Consider the following 18315-nt stretch of genomic DNA (forward strand, 5'->3'; position numbering starts at 1 on the left):
ACATCGAAAAGAAAATTATCCTCAAAACGCACCAATGAATTGAAAAATACAGATGTTCAAGGCAAAGTAGTGAAAGATAAAAATTAAAAAGAGCAGTAGAAAGTGCAAAGTCAAAACAGTCTTTTTCTACAGGCTCGTTAGGTGTTTTCGTAAATGGGTGTCACTAGTTTTCTAATTAAAATCACCCTTACGCTAATTGGCGTTGGCTTGGGAGGTTTGATAGGGTTTTGGGGATTATTTGTAGTCTCATGGATGTTAGCCCAGGTTGTAGAAGATCAAACAAGTCTAGGATGGCTTTGGGTCTTCGCCTTAATAACGACTCCATTGGGCGCCATAGTTGGTGGGGTATGTGGTTTTAGGCTACACAGTGGATCTACCAATCAAAAAAACACCTAACAAACAAAGTCAGCGGGACTTTTACTCGCTGCCTTCGGCAAAAACACTCGTAAAAGCCCCTGCTTTGGGGCGTTAACACTTGGTATGAAAATGGAATTCGAACTAGTAAAACTATCAAACTCGCGGAATGAGTCATTGTTTGAGGATATAGAAGAATTTAAATTTCGAGCCTCAGACTTGTGTAACTTTGCGAGAAATACGAAATGGGGCGTATTCGAATATTCAGTCGACCGTTCAAACCCAGATCGACCTATTATTTCAGGTACGTTACCTGATGAATCATTGTTAACGACTTTCTATTCAAAGTATAGACATGTCTATTTGACAAAAGAAACTGCGTACTTCTTCAAAATTGCAAAATCGTTGTCAATAGCTAGTAATTCAGATTTATTTACTTTGTATCATCGCTATCATCTTAAAAAAGCATTTTATAAAGAATTTCTGCTGAAATTTGCATTTATCCAAAGTCGTACATCTTTTTCACCTGAGCAAGTTATCGACATTTGGTTCAACGCTTATTTTTTTCATGGTCAAGTAAAAGAGAGAGAAAAACTAAGATCACTTGAACATTTGGTCTCAGAGCAAGGAGCCAAAGTTGCCCTATGGCAAACTATTTGGCAATCTCATTTGGTTGTTGGGGAATTGATGCAAAATCTTGAAAATACGACAAAGGACAACCCATATATGAAAGTACCTAAGTTATGCAGAATCTAGGTGATTTTAGTGCTAACAAACCAACCATGATAAAAGTGATGCCCCTCAACGATTCAAGCAGGTTACCTAGATGAATAAAATAAGCATAAAAATTGCATTACTTATTATGTCAAAAACGATTTAGCGTTTTAATTAATCATCATCTTGTAATAAATTCGGATTGTCTATGAACAAGTATAGTGACACTACCAAGCAGTTTTTACTTGCCACTAAACGATCAGAAATAGAAGCACTGCACCAACTTGCATCAAATTGCCAAGTTATTACGTTTGTTTGTGAGCTGATTCACCAATTGCAGCGTGAGCGGGGTATTTCTAATATCTTTTTAATCAGCAAGTCAACGCGATTTTGCGAACAAAGGCGTAAACAAATAGAAGCAAGCATAAACACAGAAGAAATGCTTCGAAGTCAACTTAAAGCCAAATACTTACAAGCCAGTGATAGTGCCAGTAACATGCGCTTATTCAACTTAATTGCACTAGCCTTACAAGATATAGATCATGTGCCAAGCTTAAGACGAAAAATAGAAAACCAACGTTTGACAGCTGCCCAATCAACCCGAGCATATTGTCGAGTCATTTCAGCCTTATTGGCTGTGGTCTTTGAAGCGTCTGATGTCGCCAGCGATCCTAAAATCACCCAGCAATTAGTGGCTTTATTTAATTTTATACAGGGCAAAGAGTTTGCTGGGCAAGAACGAGCATGGGGGGTAGTGGGGTTTTCTCAAAGTATATTTGATAAAAGGCTCTGTGAACGAATTAAGCAACTAGAGGTAAGCCAACAAAATAGTTTTAAAACTTTCTTTGAGTTCGCACTTGAGAGCGACAGCCAACAGTGGCAAAGCCTAGAAAGCGCTGATTCAGTTGAGCCACTGTCACAGATGCGAACCATGATCCAGCAATTAGCTAATGGCTCTCCAATAGCGGCTGAAATAAGCGAAGTCTGGTATGAATTAACTACGGCACGCATAGATAAAATGCATACAGTCGAAGAACAGTTAAGCGAAGGGCTGCTCAATCAAACTAAAAGCCGAGTGGCCAAGGTGGAAGAAGATTTGCTCAACCATAGAAAACGAGTGAATACTGCTGCAAACAAACTTTCGGATATGGATTATTGGTTGTCTACCCAAGTAACACCAAATGAAGATGCAAAAAATACCCTTCAACAATCTTATATAAAGACAAACAATCAAACCGATCAGTTAACGGGTAACCGAGCGTTTTATGACCTGATTAAAGAGCAATCTGATCATATTAAACGGATGGAGCTGGAGCTAGATACAGCAAAGCAAGCATTTGTTGAGCATAAAAAGATCGATCGAGCTAAATTACTCATCATGCAAGAAATGAATTTTGATGAAGCCGAAGCCCACAGAGTAATACAAAGGCGAGCTATGGACGAGCAAACTAGTTTAATGGCTATTTCTGAAACAATTATTAAAACCGCAGCTGCCTTGCATAAAAGTTTGAAGTCTCTTGAATGATAAGTACTGACCAATATAATGTTAAATATCATTATTTTACCAAGTTATTAGTATTTATAGTTTAAATAGAACTCATTCTCGTTTATAAAGTGGGGCAATTTTAAAATACAGAAAATTAAACTAATGGCAGCATCAAAATTACATCTTACGTTTCGCAAATATCATCGTTGGCTTGGCTTTTTCTTAGCGGGAATTATGGGAGTTTACGCTGTTAGCGGCATTCTTCTTATTTTCCGTCCTACTGACATTCTAAAATATGATCAAGTTCAAGTTAAGCAGTTAGAACCAGGCCTTAATAGTAAAGAGCTGCTTTTAGCACTGCGCACCAAGGGGAGCAAAGTAGTATCTGAGACAGATTCAATCATTACCCTTAATGTTGGTGAATACGAAAAATCCAGTGGCACGGCGACAGTGACCCGTAAAGAATATCCTATTGTACTGTCGAAAATGGTAAAGCTACATAAAGCGACTAACAATAGCCCTTTATTTTGGCTGAATATTAGTTTTGGCTTAGGGTTATTATTCTTTGTGATTTCCGCCTTTTTGATGTTTTTACCTAAGTTGCCCATTTATAAAAATGGCTTGAAAATAGCTGGAGTTGGGGCGCTAGTGACTGTAATAGTCGTGATTTTTGGTTCCTAATTTTGGCGCATAACGATCTGGGTATGGTTGTCACAGTCAAAAGGCGGTGATATTGCAATCAAGATGAGAGGCTAGCTTTGAAAATTACTTCACTAAATACATTAACAGAGTCTGATGTTTCCCATAACGCTCAGATTAAAAAGAAAGTGTTAGTGGCTAATGGTGATATACCTCATATCACCTATTTTTCTAAAGCGGTGTTCCCTCCGGGTGAATTGGCTAATGCCCATAGCCACAGTGATATGACTGAGGTGTTTTTTATTGAATCCGGTACGGGGACGATTACCGTTAATGGTGACGATATCCCCTTAGAGGCGGGCATGTGCATTACCATTGAGCCCCTTGATATCCATGAGTTAAATAACACAGGGTCAACAGATTTGGTTGTCTTGTACTTTGGGGTAGAGACCTAATACTGGGCAGTGCATTTTTCATTTAATAAAAGCTGCCACAATAAAAGTGGCCCTTTTTAGCCCTCATTTATAGCGAAGTTTTTACCTCTTGGCTGAGTATTTTGTATTGAAACATCAGAAGGTATTTGCTCAACCACTGCTAATTTAGACGAATGTCTTGGCCTATCTATTTGGGGAGCTATGGGGTTTACTTACCTAGATCCCCATTCTAAAAAAGTAACAAAAAATCAGCATTGTTCTGGGCTTTAATGTATTCAGTGAAACCAAGGCTGGTCGCTATGCCTCAGTCCCGTAAATCTCAAATTAGTTTAATTGATACCCCTCCTTTTTTGATATATAGCTTGTTAAAACAGTAGTGTATGGGTACTTTATTACTTGGATATCTAGTTCAGCTCAACGCTGATGATGAACATCACATACATGGAGATTTAATTGTGAATAAATTTTTTTATATTGTTTTATTATTTTTGATATCTAGCATTTTTCAAAGTTGTGGAAGAGATGCGAATGCAGTTAGCGTTTTATTTAAAATGGAATACGAAATATTGCATGAGTCAGATCATAACGAATATGGAGATTATACTAGTAAAGCAGCCATTGTTATTGATAACCAAATTGCCTATGAAAAAGAACTTGTTTTAAGAACTAGTGATTTAGCTACAGATGTCAATTTCAACGAAGAGTCTATTTTATTAATTGATATGGGGGTTAGAGGGACGGGAGGACCTAGCATCAATTTAATTAGTCTGGTAGATCATGGCGACCATATAGTCGCGACTATTGAACTTAATGTTACTCCGGGTGCGTTACAATGGGTAACGAACCCTTATAAATTTATAAAAATTAAATCTACAAAAGAAATATTGTTTGTCGAGCAGTTAAGTACTGATAGTTAAAAAACAATACGCTTAATTCGAGACTAATAGCTTAGCAAAGGTGGTGCATTTCAACCTTGAAGCTGGGTTCTATCAACATAAGAGGTTAGCTTTGAAAATTACTTCACTAAATACATTAACAGAGTCTGATGTTTCCCATAACGCTAAGATTAAAAAGAAAGTGTTAGTGGCTAATGGTGATATACCTCATATCACCTATTTTTCTAAAGCGGTGTTCCCTCCGGGTGAATTGGCTAATGCCCATAGCCACAGTGATATGACTGAGGTGTTTTTTATTGAATCCGGCACGGGGACGATTACCGTTAATGGTGACGATATCCCCTTAGTGGCGGGCATGTGCATTACCATTGAGCCCCTTGATATCCATGAGTTAAATAACACAGGGTCAACAGATTTGGTTGTCTTGTACTTTGGGGTAGAGACCTAATACTGGGCAGTGCATTTTTATTTAATAAAAGCTGCCACTATAAAAGTGGCCCTTTTCACCCCTCGTTAATAGCGAAGTTTTTATCCTTAGGCTAGCTATTTACTAATAAGCTAACGTTAATTCTTTAGCTTGGCATATTTATTTTGTGTTTCAACTCACAGTAATTGCAGTTGCTATTACATTCACTTTATTATGATGGTTCTTGTTTGAACTGTAATTTCTTAGGAACCTCCCTCGATGAGCTTTAGTTCTTTAGCTGTTTTTCATGGTGTTACTCGTTTATATCGTCACTGCCTTTTTCTAGGCTTAGTCGTTTCTGCTGGTTTAGTCAGCTTTATGGCTCAAGCTGAATACGATCTATGGCCGGGGGCGCAATATAGTGCTGATATTCCCACACACCAGCAGGTTTTAGGGTATGAAGTAGGAGAGCGGATCAGCAATCATGGTGACATGCTAAGGTTTTTTGAGGCATTAGAGCGTGCAGCACCAGACAGAATACGTTTATTTGAATATGGCCGCTCATGGGAAGGCCGCAAACTAATTTATGCTGCTATCGGCAACCCAGAACTACTTAAAAACTTAGACGGGTTTGCCGGCGACATGCAAAGCCTGTCTGATCCCAGAATTACCGATAAAACCCAAGCTAAACAATTACAAGACGTTTTGCCTAGTTCTGTTTGGTTACAATATGGTGTGCATGGCAACGAAATAAGCACGACAGATGCTGCCATGATGACGGCTTACCATTTACTTGCTGCGCCAAATGAGCCAACCAATAAAAAAATATTAGATAACAATATTGTGTTTATTGACCCATTGCAAAATCCGGATGGAAGAACACGATTTACGCAGCGTTATTACGCCAGTGTAGGTATCAGTCACAGCCCAGACCGTTTGTCAGCTGAGCACAACGAACCTTGGCCAAGAGGGCGCACCAACCATTACTTGTTTGATATGAATCGAGATTGGTTAGCTCTAACTCAGCCTGAAACCCAAGGTAAGGTTAAAGCCTTTAACAAATTTCGCCCATTAGTAGTGATTGATTTGCACGAAATGGGTGGTGACTCTAGTTATTTCTTTGCACCTTCGGCCCAACCATTTAACCCCCATATTCACCCTAAACAAATAGAAAATATCACCTTAGTGGGCCGTAATAATGGCAAGCACTTCGACAAGTTTGGTTTTGATTACTTTACCCGAGAAGTCTACGACGCGTTTTATCCAGGCTATGGAGATAGCTGGCCAACATTTTATGGTGCGGCTGCGTCAACCTACGAAGTCGGTTCTTCACGGGGTGAAGTTTTCTTAAAAGACAATGGTGAGGTATTAACCTTTAAAGACACAGTGCATAAGCACTTTGTTGCGTCTATTTCTACTGCTGAAGCGGTGGCAGACAACCGTGCTAAATTACTGAAAGATTTCTATCAGTATCAGGTAGATGCCATTAAAAGTGGTAAGTCTGACAAAAAAGAACGTACTTTCATTTTGCCCACTGGTAAAGACCGCGCCACAACACACAAGCTTGCTACCTTGATGGCGCAGCACGGTGTTGAAGTACAAAAGGCTACAGAATCCTTTAAAGCCTGTGGTGAGACTTACCAAGCTGGTACGTATATTATCGATACGGCTCAACCCAGAGGGCGCTTTGTTAAAACTACATTCACCCAGCAAGTTGACATGTCGAAAGCTTTTATCAAAGAGCAAGAAAGACGCCGAGCTAGGTTGTTGCGAGACGAAATTTACGACGTCACCGCTTGGTCGTTACCGCTAATGTTTAATGTAGATACAGACACTTGTGGTAAAGCCGTATCAGCGAAAACCATTCAGTTAAATGCTACGGATAAACTAGTAGGCAGTGTTGCTAACCTAGATGCAGACGTGGCCTACTTAGTGCCTTGGGGCGATATGGCCTCGGTACACTTTTTAACACAGGCATTACAGCAAGGTTTGATTGTTAAAAGTGCTGACAAAGCCTTTGTTTTAGACAGTAAACAAGCGTTTCCAGCTGGCAGTTTGATTGTTGAAACGCGCCGTAACGGTGAAGACTTAGCTGCTAAAGTACAACAAATAGCGGCCGACACCGGCGCGGTAGTAACGGGCGTAGATAGCAGTTGGGTGATAAATGGACCAAGTTTTGGTAGTGGCGATGTAGTAGACATGCCTGCGCTGAATATTGCTATGGCATGGGATGAGCCGGTTTCTTCGTTAAGTGCCGGTAACTCGCGGTTTGTCATTGAGCAGCAATTAAATTATCCAGTAACAGCCATTCGCACCGATAAATTAGGCTCGGGCAATTTAGCCCATTACCAAGTGTTAATTCTGCCATCTGGTCGATACGGTCAAGCCTTTTCAAAGGCTGCTTTAGATAATATCAAACAGTGGGTAAGTAATGGCGGTGTATTAATTACCTTTGGTGATGCCACTGCATTTGCTGCTTCTGCTAATGCTAGTTTGTTAGATGTGAAGCGAGAGCTTGCGGTGACGGATAAAGAAAAATCTAAAACCACCACATCTAATCAAGTTAAAGGGCAACTGCTAACAGACAAGCAAGCCTTGTTAGACGCAAGTGTTGACGCTAAGCAACAGCCAGACTATGTGGCTGGGATTTTAGCAAATATAGAAGTAGATCAGGAACATTGGCTTACCGCTGGTGTCAATCCTAACGTGGTGGCTATGGTGACGGGTCGTAACATTTATACCCCAATTACCCTTACCTCTGGCAAAAACCTTGCGTGGTTTGCTGGCAAAGAGTCTCTATTGGCCAGTGGTTATTTATGGGAAGAAAATACCAAGCAGCTTGCCTACAAACCGTTTTTAATTGTGCAGCCACAAGGTAATGGCATGGTGATTGGCTATACTCAAGAGCCTACCACCCGGGCATATTTAGATGGGTTAAATATTATGTTAGCCAACACTATTTTTAGGGCTGCTGCCCATGCTCAGCCTCTCAGATAATAATGAGTGGCTGGCATAGTGTTGATAAATTGATAGCAAAGCGTTAGGAGTAAATTAATGTTAAAACTATATGGGTCTACTACTTCTCCATATGTACGTCGTATACGTATTTGGTTAGCGAATACTCAACATGAGTTTATAAATTTGCAGGTATTCTCTGAGCAAGACAGAGAACTGCTTATGATCAAAAATCCCACCATGAAGATCCCGATGTTAGAGGATGACGTGGATGGGGCGACGCAAATTATTTATGACTCTCGAGTGATTTATCGCTATTTAACCGAGAAGTTTGCAGACCCTGCGTTGACATGGGAACAAGAAAACCAATTAACCTTAATTGATTCTGCCAATGACTCTTTGGTGCAGATGTTTATCTTATCCAACTCAGACATTCAAGCAGATGAAGACAAGCTGTTTTTTAAGTTACAAAAAGAAAGAGTGAATGCGGTATTAGTGCAATTAGACGCTTATGTTGCTAGCGGTAAGTTCTCTAGTTGGAATTACCCTACAGTGTGTTTATATTCGCTGATAGATTGGATAGAATTTAGAAAACTACACAATATGCAGGGGTTAACCAATTTGTTGGAGTTTCATGATGAAAACTCCCAGCGAATTGAAGTAACCGCAACTGACCCTCGTTAATCTTTATACAATAGGCAAAAGATGAATCAAGAACAAAAAACAGAAGCCGAAGCCGCGGCTTTTAGACACTTACTTAAACACCTTGATGCAAACAAAGATGTGCAAAATATTGACTTGATGGTTTTGGCCGATTTTTGCCGTAACTGTTTGGCCAAGTGGTACATGGCTGCTGCCAATGAGCAAGGCGCAGAGATGGATTACAATCAAGCCCGTGAAGAGATATACGGTATGCCATTTAGCGAGTGGAAAGAAAAGTATCAATTGCCTGCGTCAGCAGAGCAATTAGCTGCATTTGAAGCAAGACAAGAAGCCAAAAAACTAGCGACTGAGCCTTCAACATCTGGTTGTCAGTAATCTTGATATAGGCAGGTTTAATCATGTAAATGACTAAACCTGCACACATAATATCCCGTTTTTAGAAGCGGGGTTTATTTTACTTCAGTAATAAAGTTCTCTGTATCCCGTCTTACTTTTTTTAAGTCAACTAGCCAATCGCCTGACTCGGCACGGTAACCTAAAGGTAGCAACAATACAGATTTCAAACCCTTTTCCTTAAGGTTAAGAATTTCGTCTACCTTGTCTGGGCTAAACCCTTCCATAGGGGTGCAATCTACTTTCATCTCTGCTGCGGCAATTAATGCAGTACCTAAACCTATATAGGCTTGTCTTGCAGCATGTTCAAAGTTGCTTTGTGCGTCGCGATCTGGGTAAGTAGATAGCAACATTTGACGATAGTTTTCCCATCCTTCGTTTTTAAAACCCCGTTGCTCGTTTACCAAATCGAACATGTGATTAATGCGCTCTACGGTGTAATTGTCCCATGCTGCAAATACTAATAAGTGCGAGCCATCGGTAATTTGTGCTTGGTTCCAAGCATGAGGCACGATTTCAGCGCGAACATCTGGGTTTGTCACCACTATCACTTCGTAAGGTTGTAACCCACTAGAGGTCGCAGTTAAGCGAATAGCTTCTAATATAAAATCAATTTTTTCTTCACTGACGGCCTTAGCAGGATCCATCTTTTTAGTGGCATAACGCCATTTTAAATTTTCTAATAATTCAGACATCTAATACTCTCGATTGGCCAGGGGTAGAACGCTTTGGGAGGTAGCACTAACGTTCTCGTTTGTCATCTGTATTAGTATGGGCGGCTCTAAGGGATATCAATGGAGTAACATTAAACGACTAGGTATCAGGAAGGGGATTTTTTACATCTAGGCTGCAGTTTTAAAAAAATACTCCCAAAATACATATTTTGAAACATTTGAAACCCGTCAAAACCTTCGTTTAGGTGCAGCCTAATTGATACTTATTCAGTATCTGTATATGGTTAATACAAGACTCTTAATATCAAATCATTATGCTTGAACTTCGTAACATAGCTAAGTCTTTTGCTAACGGCACTGAAATTGTCCATGCACTGAAAGATATTTCTTTATCTATCAGGCAAAACGAATTCGTTGCCTTTATGGGCAGTTCGGGTTCGGGTAAGTCAACACTTATGAATATATTGGGGTGTTTAGATACACCTAATGACGGCCAGTATTTTTTAGATAACAAAGACGTTGCCACTATGGATGACGATACTTTGTCTGGTATCCGTAATAAGCATATAGGATTTATTTTCCAAACCTTCCATTTATTACCTAAGTTAGATGCTATCGAAAACGTAAAACTGCCTTTGCGCTATAGCAATATCTCAGAGGAAGACGCTAACCAACGTGCCCATGACTTGCTCGATAAAGTGGGGTTGGGGCATCGTAAAACCCATAAACCATTTGAAATGTCTGGAGGGCAACGCCAAAGAGTCGCCATCGCGAGAGCGTTAATTAACCAGCCAACAGTTGTGCTTGCTGATGAACCCACTGGTAATCTTGATAGTAAAACGTCACTCGAAATCATGACTTTATTGACTGAATTACATCAGCAAGGACAAACCATAGTCATGGTGACTCACGAAGACGATATTGCGACCTATGCTCAGCGGGTGATCACTATGCGTGACGGTCAGGTTCTAACTGATAGCCAACTAGAAGTTAAAAGGGCTTGATATTAATGAAAGTAAAAATGACTATTTTTATTTTATTGGGGCTATTCACAGCACAGGCCTTAGGGAGTGAACAGCCTTTAATATTAACAGGGATTATTACGTCTTCAGATAATCAGGTAGTCACTGCCCCTAAAACTAATCGCTGGCAAGTGCAGATTCAGTGGATGGCTGAAGAGGGCAGTATTGTTAATAAAGGTGAGCTAGTAGCCGTATTTGACTCAGGGGGAATTGAATCTCAATTAGAAGAAAACCAAGAGAAACTTGAGACGCAATCCTTGGAGTTATTGCAGCTAGAGATGGAGCAAGAGCAAGCGGTATTAGAAGCCGAAGGCAAAGTCAAACTCAGTTCTATTATGGTAGAAAAAACAAGGATTGAAGCCTCTGTGCCAGATGGTGAAGTGAGTGCTTATGAAAAAGGTAAAAGTGTTATTGAATACGAGAAAGCTCTAACAGAAAAGATTAAAGCTCAACAAAGTTACGCACTTGCCTTGGAAGAACAGCAAGTAGAGGTACGTAAAAAGAAAATTGAAATTATTAAACTAAAAGAAAATATCGCATATCAAATCAGCCAGTTAGACAAGTTAAGTGTTAAGGCGCTAGTGACTGGCCCTGTCACCCATGCCATGCATAGGTGGTCTTCAAAAAAAATTGAAACAGGAATGAATATTCAAGCCAGTTGGGATGTATTGACTGTGCAGGCTGCAGCAACTTATCAAGTGAGTGCTTGGCTACATGAAGTTGACGCTGCCAGAGTGGATTTAAAAAACAGTGATTATCGGCTCACATTAGACGCCTATCCTGAACAGAGTTATAGCGGCAAGGTATTAGCTGTTTCTAGTCAGGCTGAGCAAAAAGCACAATGGAGTGATAGCGCTTACTACCGGGTAGAAATAGGGTTTGATGATGACCTTAAACGAAGGTTATTTCCGGGGATGAGCGTCAGAGTTAAGATGACACCTAAGGCCATTGCACAGCACTCAGACGCGCAAAGGGAGCAGCCATTATGAAGCTAAAGTTAGGTATGATGATAGGCGATATCAAAGGTTTGGTATTATCTCTAAGCTTAATAATGTTGGCCTGTGGCTCTGAACCTGATGTGGTTCAAAAACCAATAGAAGAGTCCAAAGTAACAGCGTCTGCTGAGCTTATCTCGCTTCACAATGCCTCTATTGGCCCGCCTAACGTATCGCGCATGTGGCAATACAAGATTCAAATGATCGCCACTGAAAATCAGCAGGTTGCAAAGGGTGATATTATTTTAGTGTTTGATGGTCAAAAGTTAAAAACGAACCTAATTGACAAAAAAAGTAAGTTAAAAGCAGCTATTAAAAAGGCAGAAAGTGACAAGTTAAAAGATCAAGCCAGAAAGCAAGACCTTATCTTGGAGCTTGCAGAAGCAAAAATGGAATATCAAAAAGCTAAACGTAAAGCAGAGATAGTGGATGCTTCAAGTTCAAAAATCGAACGTTTGAAACAACAGGCAGATTTTCAATATCAAACAGAAAACCTATCTCAAGCCCAACAAAAATTAGCTCACCATGAAAAAGCCATGTTAATCAACGTGCAGGTTGCAAAGGGCACCATTAAGGGCTTGCAAAGTAGAGTGGACAATATTCAACAAGAGATAACTAAACTTAGCGTAAAAGCGCCCAAAGATGGCTTGGTAATGTACCTTGAAAATTGGGAAGGGGAAAAACCAGCTGTGGGTGAAACAGTTTACATGGGGCGCAGTTTGTTGCAGTTACCCTCCTTAGATTCGGTGGCTCTCAAGGCTGAATTTGCAGAGCCAGATAAGGCCAAATTAAGTGAAGGCCAAACCGTAAAAGTTATTTTTGAGGCATACCCAGAAATGTCTTATTTAGGTTCTATTTCAAAGTTAGGGCAGTCGTTTTATTCAAAAAGTGCCAATAACACTAAAGTGATTTTTGATGCACAAATTGAACTTGGAGAGCAAAGGCCTGAAGTGATGCGCCCGGGGATGAAAGCAAAAATTGAAGTGGTAGGTGCATGATTAGATTACCTTGTTTAGGGAGCTTGTTGTTTCTACTACTTAGCTGCGGGAGCGAACAAACACTAAGTGTGCCGATATATGAGGTCCAAGAAAAACCCTTTGCGGTAGTTATTCCTGCTCATGGTGAGCTAGAAGCTGCCATTGCTAAAAGTATTAATGCACCTGGGCGCAGCCCTATGGTTATTGATTGGTTAGCTGAAGAAAATAGCTGGGTGACAAAGGGGCAGGTTGTGGCAAGGTTTGATGCAGAACAAATTTCACTGGATAGTCGCAAAGAAGAGTTAGATATGATGCTGCTAGATATGGATATGCGGCAACAATACGCTGAAGAAATGCAGCAACAAGGTGAACTTAATTCTGACAAAGCTTTGGTAGGTAAAGAGTTCACTTTTGTTGATACCTTTGCCATTGATGATTTAAGGCTGTATTCCAAATTAGAGATTATCGACACCTTGTCTAACCGAGATTACCTAGGGGCCAAAGAAGAGTTTATTGAGTGGAAAGAAAGCAGTATAGATGAACGTAATCAAAGTGCTTTAGACGTATTAAATATTAAAAAAGGGGGACATCAGGAAAAGTTTCAACAGCATCAAGCTGCCTTGGCCCAATTAGAGGTACTAGCTCCTTATGACGGTATGTTGGTTTATGAAAAAAACTGGCGAGGTGATAAAGCCAGTATTGGGCAAACTGTCTTCCCTGGACACACAATAGCAAAAATTCCCAACCTCACTAAGATGCAGGCACGGCTCTTTGTGTTAGATAAAAATGCCATTAATTTAGAGTCAGGACAAAACGTTACGCTTAGGTTAGATGCTTACCCAGATAAACAATATACCGGACAGCTACAATCAGTCTCGGGTTTTTCTAGGACCATAAAGCGCGGTAATCCCACTAAATATTTTGAGTTAGTGGTGTCTATCCAAGAGCAGTCGCCCCTATTACAACCCGGTGTCAAAGTATCTGCGTCTATAAATGTAAGTGAGCCAAAAAATAAAATAGCGATCCCATTACAGGCCATCTTTAATGAAAAAAGTGAAAATTATGTTTACAAGAGAGACGGAGCAAACTTTGTGCGGCAGAAAGTTATCACGGCAACAAAAAACCTGCATGTTGTAGAAATCACTCAAGGTTTAACTGCTGGCGATAACATTGCTTTAAGTGTACCGGAGGCGTTATGAATAATAACTTTTTACTGCTAGTAAAAGATGCATTAATTGAAATGGCCTCCCATAAGTTACGCACACTGTTGACGCTATTAGGAATGATTTTTGGTGTAGGCGCTGTGATTGCAATACTCAATATTGGCGAAGGTGCCGAACGCCAAGCCTTAAAAATGATTGACTCTATGGGTCTCAGAAACCTTATTGTAGAAGCAAAACCTTTTGCAGATGATGAATTAAAAGAAATTCGCCAAGAATCACAAGGGTTAACTTTGGCTGATGTAGAAGCCGCTATGCAAACCTTACCATTTCTGGAAGATTATAGTGCCCAGCATCTAGTGAAAGTCCAGTCTCTTTACAGTGATTACGAAATCGCAGATCTTAAAGTGGTTGGGGTAAGTAGTAGTCATTTTGGCTTGTCAAACTTGCAAGCAGAAACTGGCAGAGTGTTAACCGCACAAGACAACAATAATGTTTCCCAAACTGCGGTTATAGGCGCTAGTGCAGCGGAACAATTATTCCCAAATGTGAGTGCTATTGGGCAGTATATTAAAGTCAATCACCTTTGGTTAGAGGTGGTGGGGGTATTGAATAATCCGCTTTATGACAAGGATGAATTTCAAGGGGTAAAAATAGGAGGGGACAGTGCACGAATTTTTGTACCTTTAAGTACCAGTTTGAAAAAACTAAGCAGCCCTATTTTAGCCAGTGAATTAGATCTAGTAAAATTGAAAGTAGCGGAATACATTGACCCTGTGGTTGCCTCTAAAGCAGTATCACAGCTGTTTGAATTGCGCCATGGCGGTGCCGATGACTACCAACTTGTTATTCCGGCAGCACTCTTGGCGCAACAAAAACAAACTCAGCAAATATTCAACATAGTGATGGCCTGTGTTGCAGGTATTTCTTTATTGGTGGGTGGGATTGGTATTATGAATATTATGCTAGCCAATGTGTTAGAGCGCACCAAAGAGATTGGTCTACTAAGAGCAATAGGTGCTACGCAAAAAAATATAAAGATGCAGTTTATTGCAGAGAGCTTTTCGATTTCAGTATTAGGTGGTTTATTAGGTGTGGCTTTTGGTCTCATTTTGTCTGAAATTATTGGCTTTTATTCAGGTTGGTCAGTGAGCTGGTCAATCACCGCTATCTTTTTATCTTTAGGGATCTGCTTATTGGTTGGCATAGGGTTTGGCGTTTATCCTGCCATTAAAGCATCGCAGCTTAATCCTATTGATGCGTTACACAGCGATTAGTCAGTTTTATAGTCACCGGAGATTAGTGAGGCAACTTGAAGCCGTGAATGTTTTGCATTCACGGCTTTTGTTTTTTATTCCAGTAGGCGCTGGCGTACATTTTTGATTTATCGTATTCGCTGTGCTCATTCAGATGTGTTTTTAATTGACGAACTACACCGGCTTCAAGGGCGATAAAAATAGCCGTGTTGAGTAGGTCTTTAGGTTGGGCCTGTAGAGCCTGAGAAAATAGACGACTTTATTGCGGTGTCTCAAAAGCTAAAAGCTAATTTAGAAAAGCTTGATAAGTAGCTTTACTCATTAACTTGGAATACAAAAGAAAACGCCCACTTGTATTAAGCAGGCGTTTTTTAAGGGTATTGTATTTAAATAACCTTAAGCTTTCTTTTCCCATGCAAATTGTGCAAATGCGTCATCAACAGGGGTTTCTGCTAGGTGATTGGTGTAGTTACTCATTACCTTTTGGGCTAGACCTAAAACAATATTAAGTAGGTTTTCTGAAGTGTAACCTGCTTCGTAAAAGGCTTTAACTTCTTGCTCTGACAATACGCCACGGTTACGCACTGCAAGTAGAGTTGTGTCGTGTAATACCTGTAGTTTTTCAGTTGGCATGGCTTCTTGATTACGAAGTGCTTCTGTTAATTCAGGGTTAACTTTCATCATATGAGCGATGCCAGTATGAGCTGGTACACAGTAGTGACAGCCGTGCTCAACGTTAATGGTTTGCCATACAACTGTTAGCTCTTCTGCGTTAAAAGAGGTCTCACCAAATAAGGTATGCAGTACTTTGTAACCTTCAAGTAACTGAGGTGACTCAGCCATAGCAGCGTGTAGGTTTGGCAACATTCCAAAACCTTTTACTGAGTCTTCTAATAGCGGTTTGCTTTTTTCTGGAGCAGACTCAATTGTATGTAGTTTGATATCGTTCATGGTTATTTCCTAGTCAAAATTAAATGTCGTTGTTCAGACGAAGCTAAGTGGCTTCTAAGTGTTGAACACAATATATCTGTACTTGAACGATTGTTCAAGTTAAAATTGAACAATCGTTCAAATTCGTATTGAGTGATGAACTTATTGGTGAGAGTTGATGATGAGAAAAAACGCTAAATTTGACCGAGCAGAGGCAGTAGATAACGCCACTAAGCTATATTGGGAAAAAGGCTTTAATGGTACATCTATGCGTAATCTACAAGATGTAATTGATATGCGCCCAGGTAGCATTTATGCCACTTTTGGTAGTAAAGAAGGCTTGTTTAAAGAAGCCCTTAATCGTTATGCAGACATGGGGATAGAAGAATTATTCGCCTGTAGGAAAGCCGTGGACTCGCCTTTAAAAGCCCTTCAACTATTTATGAAAAGTGCGGTGTTAGATTACACTAATAGCGCACCCAGCAGAATGTGTATGTTAGCGAAAACCATGGGTGAGTTAACTGAAGATAATGCCGATTTGTTACAAGAAGCCAAAAGGTTACTGGCTAAAATTGAAGCTGAGTTTGTAACATTACTGCAAGAAGCCCAAGAGCTAGGAGAAGTCGATAGCAATAAAGATGTTCATAAACTTGCTCGGCATATTCAGGTGCAAACCATGGGGTTACGCACCTATGCCAAAGCGTGTGATGATCACACTATCTTAGAAACTATGGTGGATGATGTATTTAAACATCATCCGTTTTAGGTCAGTGTTACATTAAGACTCTTTCTTTTCGAACCCAAACGCCAAAGGTAGTAATTCAGAGAAATTAACGGTTTTTACTTCACCGTTTTGTTTAGCTAAGTGCACCAGGGTTTGTTCGTTAGCGAACTCTGCAATTTTTTGACGACAGCCGCCGCAAGGAGGGCAATAGTCATCGTTTGGGCTTAGGATTAAAATTTCGCTAATGCTTTGACTGCCAGATACCACCATTGATGATATGGTTCCTGCTTCAGCGCATTGTCCTAATGGGTAAGAGGCGTTTTCTACGTTACAGCATGCGTGATGTTGATTTTGGTCATCAATGATGGCTGCGCCTACTTTGAAGTTTGAATAAGGTGTGTAGGCTTTAGATTGTGCTTTTGTAGCAAGCTCAAATAATGTTTTTTGTTTTTGTTGTGTGTTTGCCGCTGTCATTCAACATTTGTCTCAAAATTGTCGGCTGCTAAGTGTGCGACATTATTTAGGTTGGAATCAAGCCCCTTAATACTTTAGTTACTGCATCTAAGTAGAAACTTTACTTTTACCACTAAATAAGAGACTCTTAATTTATCTAATTTGTTGCTATTTAAATTGGACTTAGTGAAACTACTGTTAGCTTCATAGGTCAAATTATTAACTTTTTTCAGGTCACGATCACCCAATCATTATGTATATCCGTATAGCCGTTTTATCTATTTTCAGCATTTTGTGCGTTAGCTGTGCAAATACCTCCTCTACACTTGCGGATGGCTCGGGGCAGATGGGCAACTTATTGCTGGCTGAGCCTGCGCCTATGAATCAACGCTCACAATTGGCTATTGCCCGCTACAGTCATATTTTAGGAAGTACTGAAATAGAAAATGAGCAAAGAGCACAGTTGTTACATCAAAGAGGCGTATTGTACGACAGCGTAGGTTTATCTGGTTTAGCCCAGTATGACTTTAATCAAGCACTTCGTTTAAAACCAGATTTAGCAGAAGCTTATAATTCGATGGGGGTGCATTACACCCAACAGATGGATTTTATCCAAGCTTATGAGGCGTTTGATGCCTCACTAGATATTAATCCAACAATGGAGTTCGCCTTTTTAAATCGCGGTATCGCTTTATATTATGGCGGTCGTCCTGATTTGGCGGTTGAAGATTTTGGTAAATTTTATAGCAAAGATGCAACTGACCCTTACCGAGCTATTTGGAGTTACTTAGCTGCCAGCGAATTAGACAGTGCTCAAGCCCTTTTAGAGTTGACAGCGTTGCGCAAAAACCTCAATGAGCAAAACTGGGCGACACAAATTGTTGACCTATATCTTGGTAAAATTACTGAAAATCAATTGCTTAGCGTATTGATTGGTGGAGTTGAAAGCCAACAACAATTAACCGATCGCTTATGTGAGGCGTATTTTTATCTAGGTAAATATCATGCGGCTCGCGGTAATCGTGGCGTAGCTTCTAATTATTTTAAATTAGCATTAAGCACTAACGTGTTTGAATATGTAGAGCATCGATATGCTCGTTTAGAGCTAAGCTTATTACGTGAAAATGCCGATAGTCCAGAGACCGAATCTACAAAAATACAATAAGCAATGATCGTTGGTATTA

General features: G+C 40.1%; 20 protein-coding genes. 17 read left to right on the forward strand and 3 right to left on the reverse strand.

Annotated elements, in window-relative coordinates; genetic code table 11:
• Positions 1-153 precede the first annotated feature (153 nt).
• From ABJE44_RS12620 to ABJE44_RS12665, 10 genes are all read left to right on the forward strand, one after another.
• Complete coding sequence (locus ABJE44_RS12620) at positions 154-396, forward strand: hypothetical protein (RefSeq protein ID WP_348110095.1); 243 nt, start codon at positions 154-156, stop codon at positions 394-396.
• Between the two features lie 90 nt (positions 397-486).
• Positions 487-1110 (forward strand): hypothetical protein, encoded by a 624-nt coding sequence (locus ABJE44_RS12625; RefSeq protein WP_348110096.1) that lies wholly within the window; start codon positions 487-489, stop codon positions 1108-1110.
• Positions 1111-1276: 166 nt separating this feature from the next.
• Entirely contained in the window at positions 1277-2593 is a 1317-nt protein-coding gene (locus tag ABJE44_RS12630) for a nitrate- and nitrite sensing domain-containing protein (protein ID WP_348110097.1), read from the forward strand.
• Between the two features lie 123 nt (positions 2594-2716).
• Positions 2717-3235 (forward strand): hypothetical protein, encoded by a 519-nt coding sequence (locus tag ABJE44_RS12635; RefSeq protein ID WP_348110098.1) that lies wholly within the window; start codon positions 2717-2719, stop codon positions 3233-3235.
• Between the two features lie 77 nt (positions 3236-3312).
• A complete protein-coding gene (locus ABJE44_RS12640; RefSeq protein WP_348110099.1) occupies positions 3313-3648 on the forward strand; it encodes a cupin domain-containing protein in 336 nt (111 codons plus the stop codon).
• A gap of 359 nt (positions 3649-4007) precedes the next feature.
• Positions 4008-4544: a hypothetical protein gene (locus ABJE44_RS12645; protein ID WP_348110100.1), complete on the forward strand. Its 537-nt coding sequence runs from the start codon at positions 4008-4010 to the stop codon at positions 4542-4544.
• A 91-nt stretch (positions 4545-4635) separates the two neighbouring features.
• On the forward strand, positions 4636-4971 hold the full coding sequence (locus ABJE44_RS12650; RefSeq protein WP_348110101.1) for a cupin domain-containing protein: 336 nt from the start codon (positions 4636-4638) through the stop codon (positions 4969-4971).
• A 237-nt stretch (positions 4972-5208) separates the two neighbouring features.
• Entirely contained in the window at positions 5209-7926 is a 2718-nt protein-coding gene (locus ABJE44_RS12655; protein WP_348110102.1) for a M14 metallopeptidase family protein, read from the forward strand.
• A gap of 57 nt (positions 7927-7983) precedes the next feature.
• Positions 7984-8568, forward strand: coding sequence for a glutathione S-transferase family protein (locus ABJE44_RS12660; protein WP_348110103.1), 585 nt, complete (start codon positions 7984-7986; stop codon positions 8566-8568).
• Positions 8569-8589: 21 nt separating this feature from the next.
• Positions 8590-8922, forward strand: coding sequence for a DUF1244 domain-containing protein (locus ABJE44_RS12665; protein ID WP_348110104.1), 333 nt, complete (start codon positions 8590-8592; stop codon positions 8920-8922).
• 74 nt (positions 8923-8996) lie between these two features.
• On the opposite strand, the gene ABJE44_RS12670 is transcribed toward ABJE44_RS12665, so the two are convergent.
• Complete coding sequence (locus ABJE44_RS12670; RefSeq protein WP_348110105.1) at positions 8997-9635, reverse strand: NAD(P)H-dependent oxidoreductase; 639 nt, start codon at positions 9633-9635, stop codon at positions 8997-8999.
• 293 nt (positions 9636-9928) lie between these two features.
• Between ABJE44_RS12670 and ABJE44_RS12675 the strand changes: the two genes are divergently transcribed.
• From ABJE44_RS12675 to ABJE44_RS12695, 5 genes are read left to right on the forward strand one after another with little or no spacing between them, the layout of a single operon-like run.
• A complete protein-coding gene (locus ABJE44_RS12675) occupies positions 9929-10618 on the forward strand; it encodes an ABC transporter ATP-binding protein (RefSeq protein ID WP_348110106.1) in 690 nt (229 codons plus the stop codon).
• Between the two features lie 5 nt (positions 10619-10623).
• The gene (locus ABJE44_RS12680) at positions 10624-11625 is read left to right on the forward strand and encodes an HlyD family efflux transporter periplasmic adaptor subunit (RefSeq protein ID WP_348110107.1); all 1002 of its coding nucleotides are present in this window, start codon (positions 10624-10626) and stop codon (positions 11623-11625) included.
• The gene (locus ABJE44_RS12685) at positions 11622-12629 is read left to right on the forward strand and encodes an efflux RND transporter periplasmic adaptor subunit (protein WP_348110108.1); all 1008 of its coding nucleotides are present in this window, start codon (positions 11622-11624) and stop codon (positions 12627-12629) included. Before ABJE44_RS12680 ends, ABJE44_RS12685 begins: the two co-directional genes overlap by 4 nt.
• A complete protein-coding gene (locus ABJE44_RS12690) occupies positions 12626-13807 on the forward strand; it encodes an efflux RND transporter periplasmic adaptor subunit (protein WP_348110109.1) in 1182 nt (393 codons plus the stop codon). The genes ABJE44_RS12685 and ABJE44_RS12690 overlap by 4 nt, the downstream gene beginning before the upstream one ends.
• Positions 13804-15045, forward strand: a complete 1242-nt coding sequence (locus ABJE44_RS12695) for an ABC transporter permease (RefSeq protein ID WP_348110110.1) — start codon at positions 13804-13806, stop codon at positions 15043-15045. The genes ABJE44_RS12690 and ABJE44_RS12695 overlap by 4 nt, the downstream gene beginning before the upstream one ends.
• A gap of 375 nt (positions 15046-15420) precedes the next feature.
• Here ABJE44_RS12695 and ABJE44_RS12700 read toward each other — a convergent pair whose 3' ends face one another.
• The gene (locus tag ABJE44_RS12700; RefSeq protein WP_348110111.1) at positions 15421-15975 is read right to left on the reverse strand and encodes a carboxymuconolactone decarboxylase family protein; all 555 of its coding nucleotides are present in this window, start codon (positions 15973-15975) and stop codon (positions 15421-15423) included.
• Between the two features lie 157 nt (positions 15976-16132).
• On the opposite strand from ABJE44_RS12700, the gene ABJE44_RS12705 reads away from it, so the two are divergent.
• Entirely contained in the window at positions 16133-16720 is a 588-nt protein-coding gene (locus ABJE44_RS12705) for a TetR/AcrR family transcriptional regulator (RefSeq protein WP_348110112.1), read from the forward strand.
• A gap of 12 nt (positions 16721-16732) precedes the next feature.
• Here the strand turns inward: ABJE44_RS12705 and ABJE44_RS12710 are convergent, their stop codons facing one another.
• Positions 16733-17152, reverse strand: a complete 420-nt coding sequence (locus ABJE44_RS12710; RefSeq protein WP_348110113.1) for a cytidine deaminase — start codon at positions 17150-17152, stop codon at positions 16733-16735.
• A gap of 232 nt (positions 17153-17384) precedes the next feature.
• On the opposite strand from ABJE44_RS12710, the gene nlpI reads away from it, so the two are divergent.
• Complete coding sequence (nlpI, locus tag ABJE44_RS12715; RefSeq protein ID WP_348110114.1) at positions 17385-18296, forward strand: lipoprotein NlpI; 912 nt, start codon at positions 17385-17387, stop codon at positions 18294-18296.
• The last annotated feature ends 19 nt before the right edge of the window (positions 18297-18315 follow it).

This window comes from Paraglaciecola sp. (assembly GCF_039942875.1).
Lineage (GTDB): Bacteria > Pseudomonadota > Gammaproteobacteria > Enterobacterales > Alteromonadaceae > Paraglaciecola.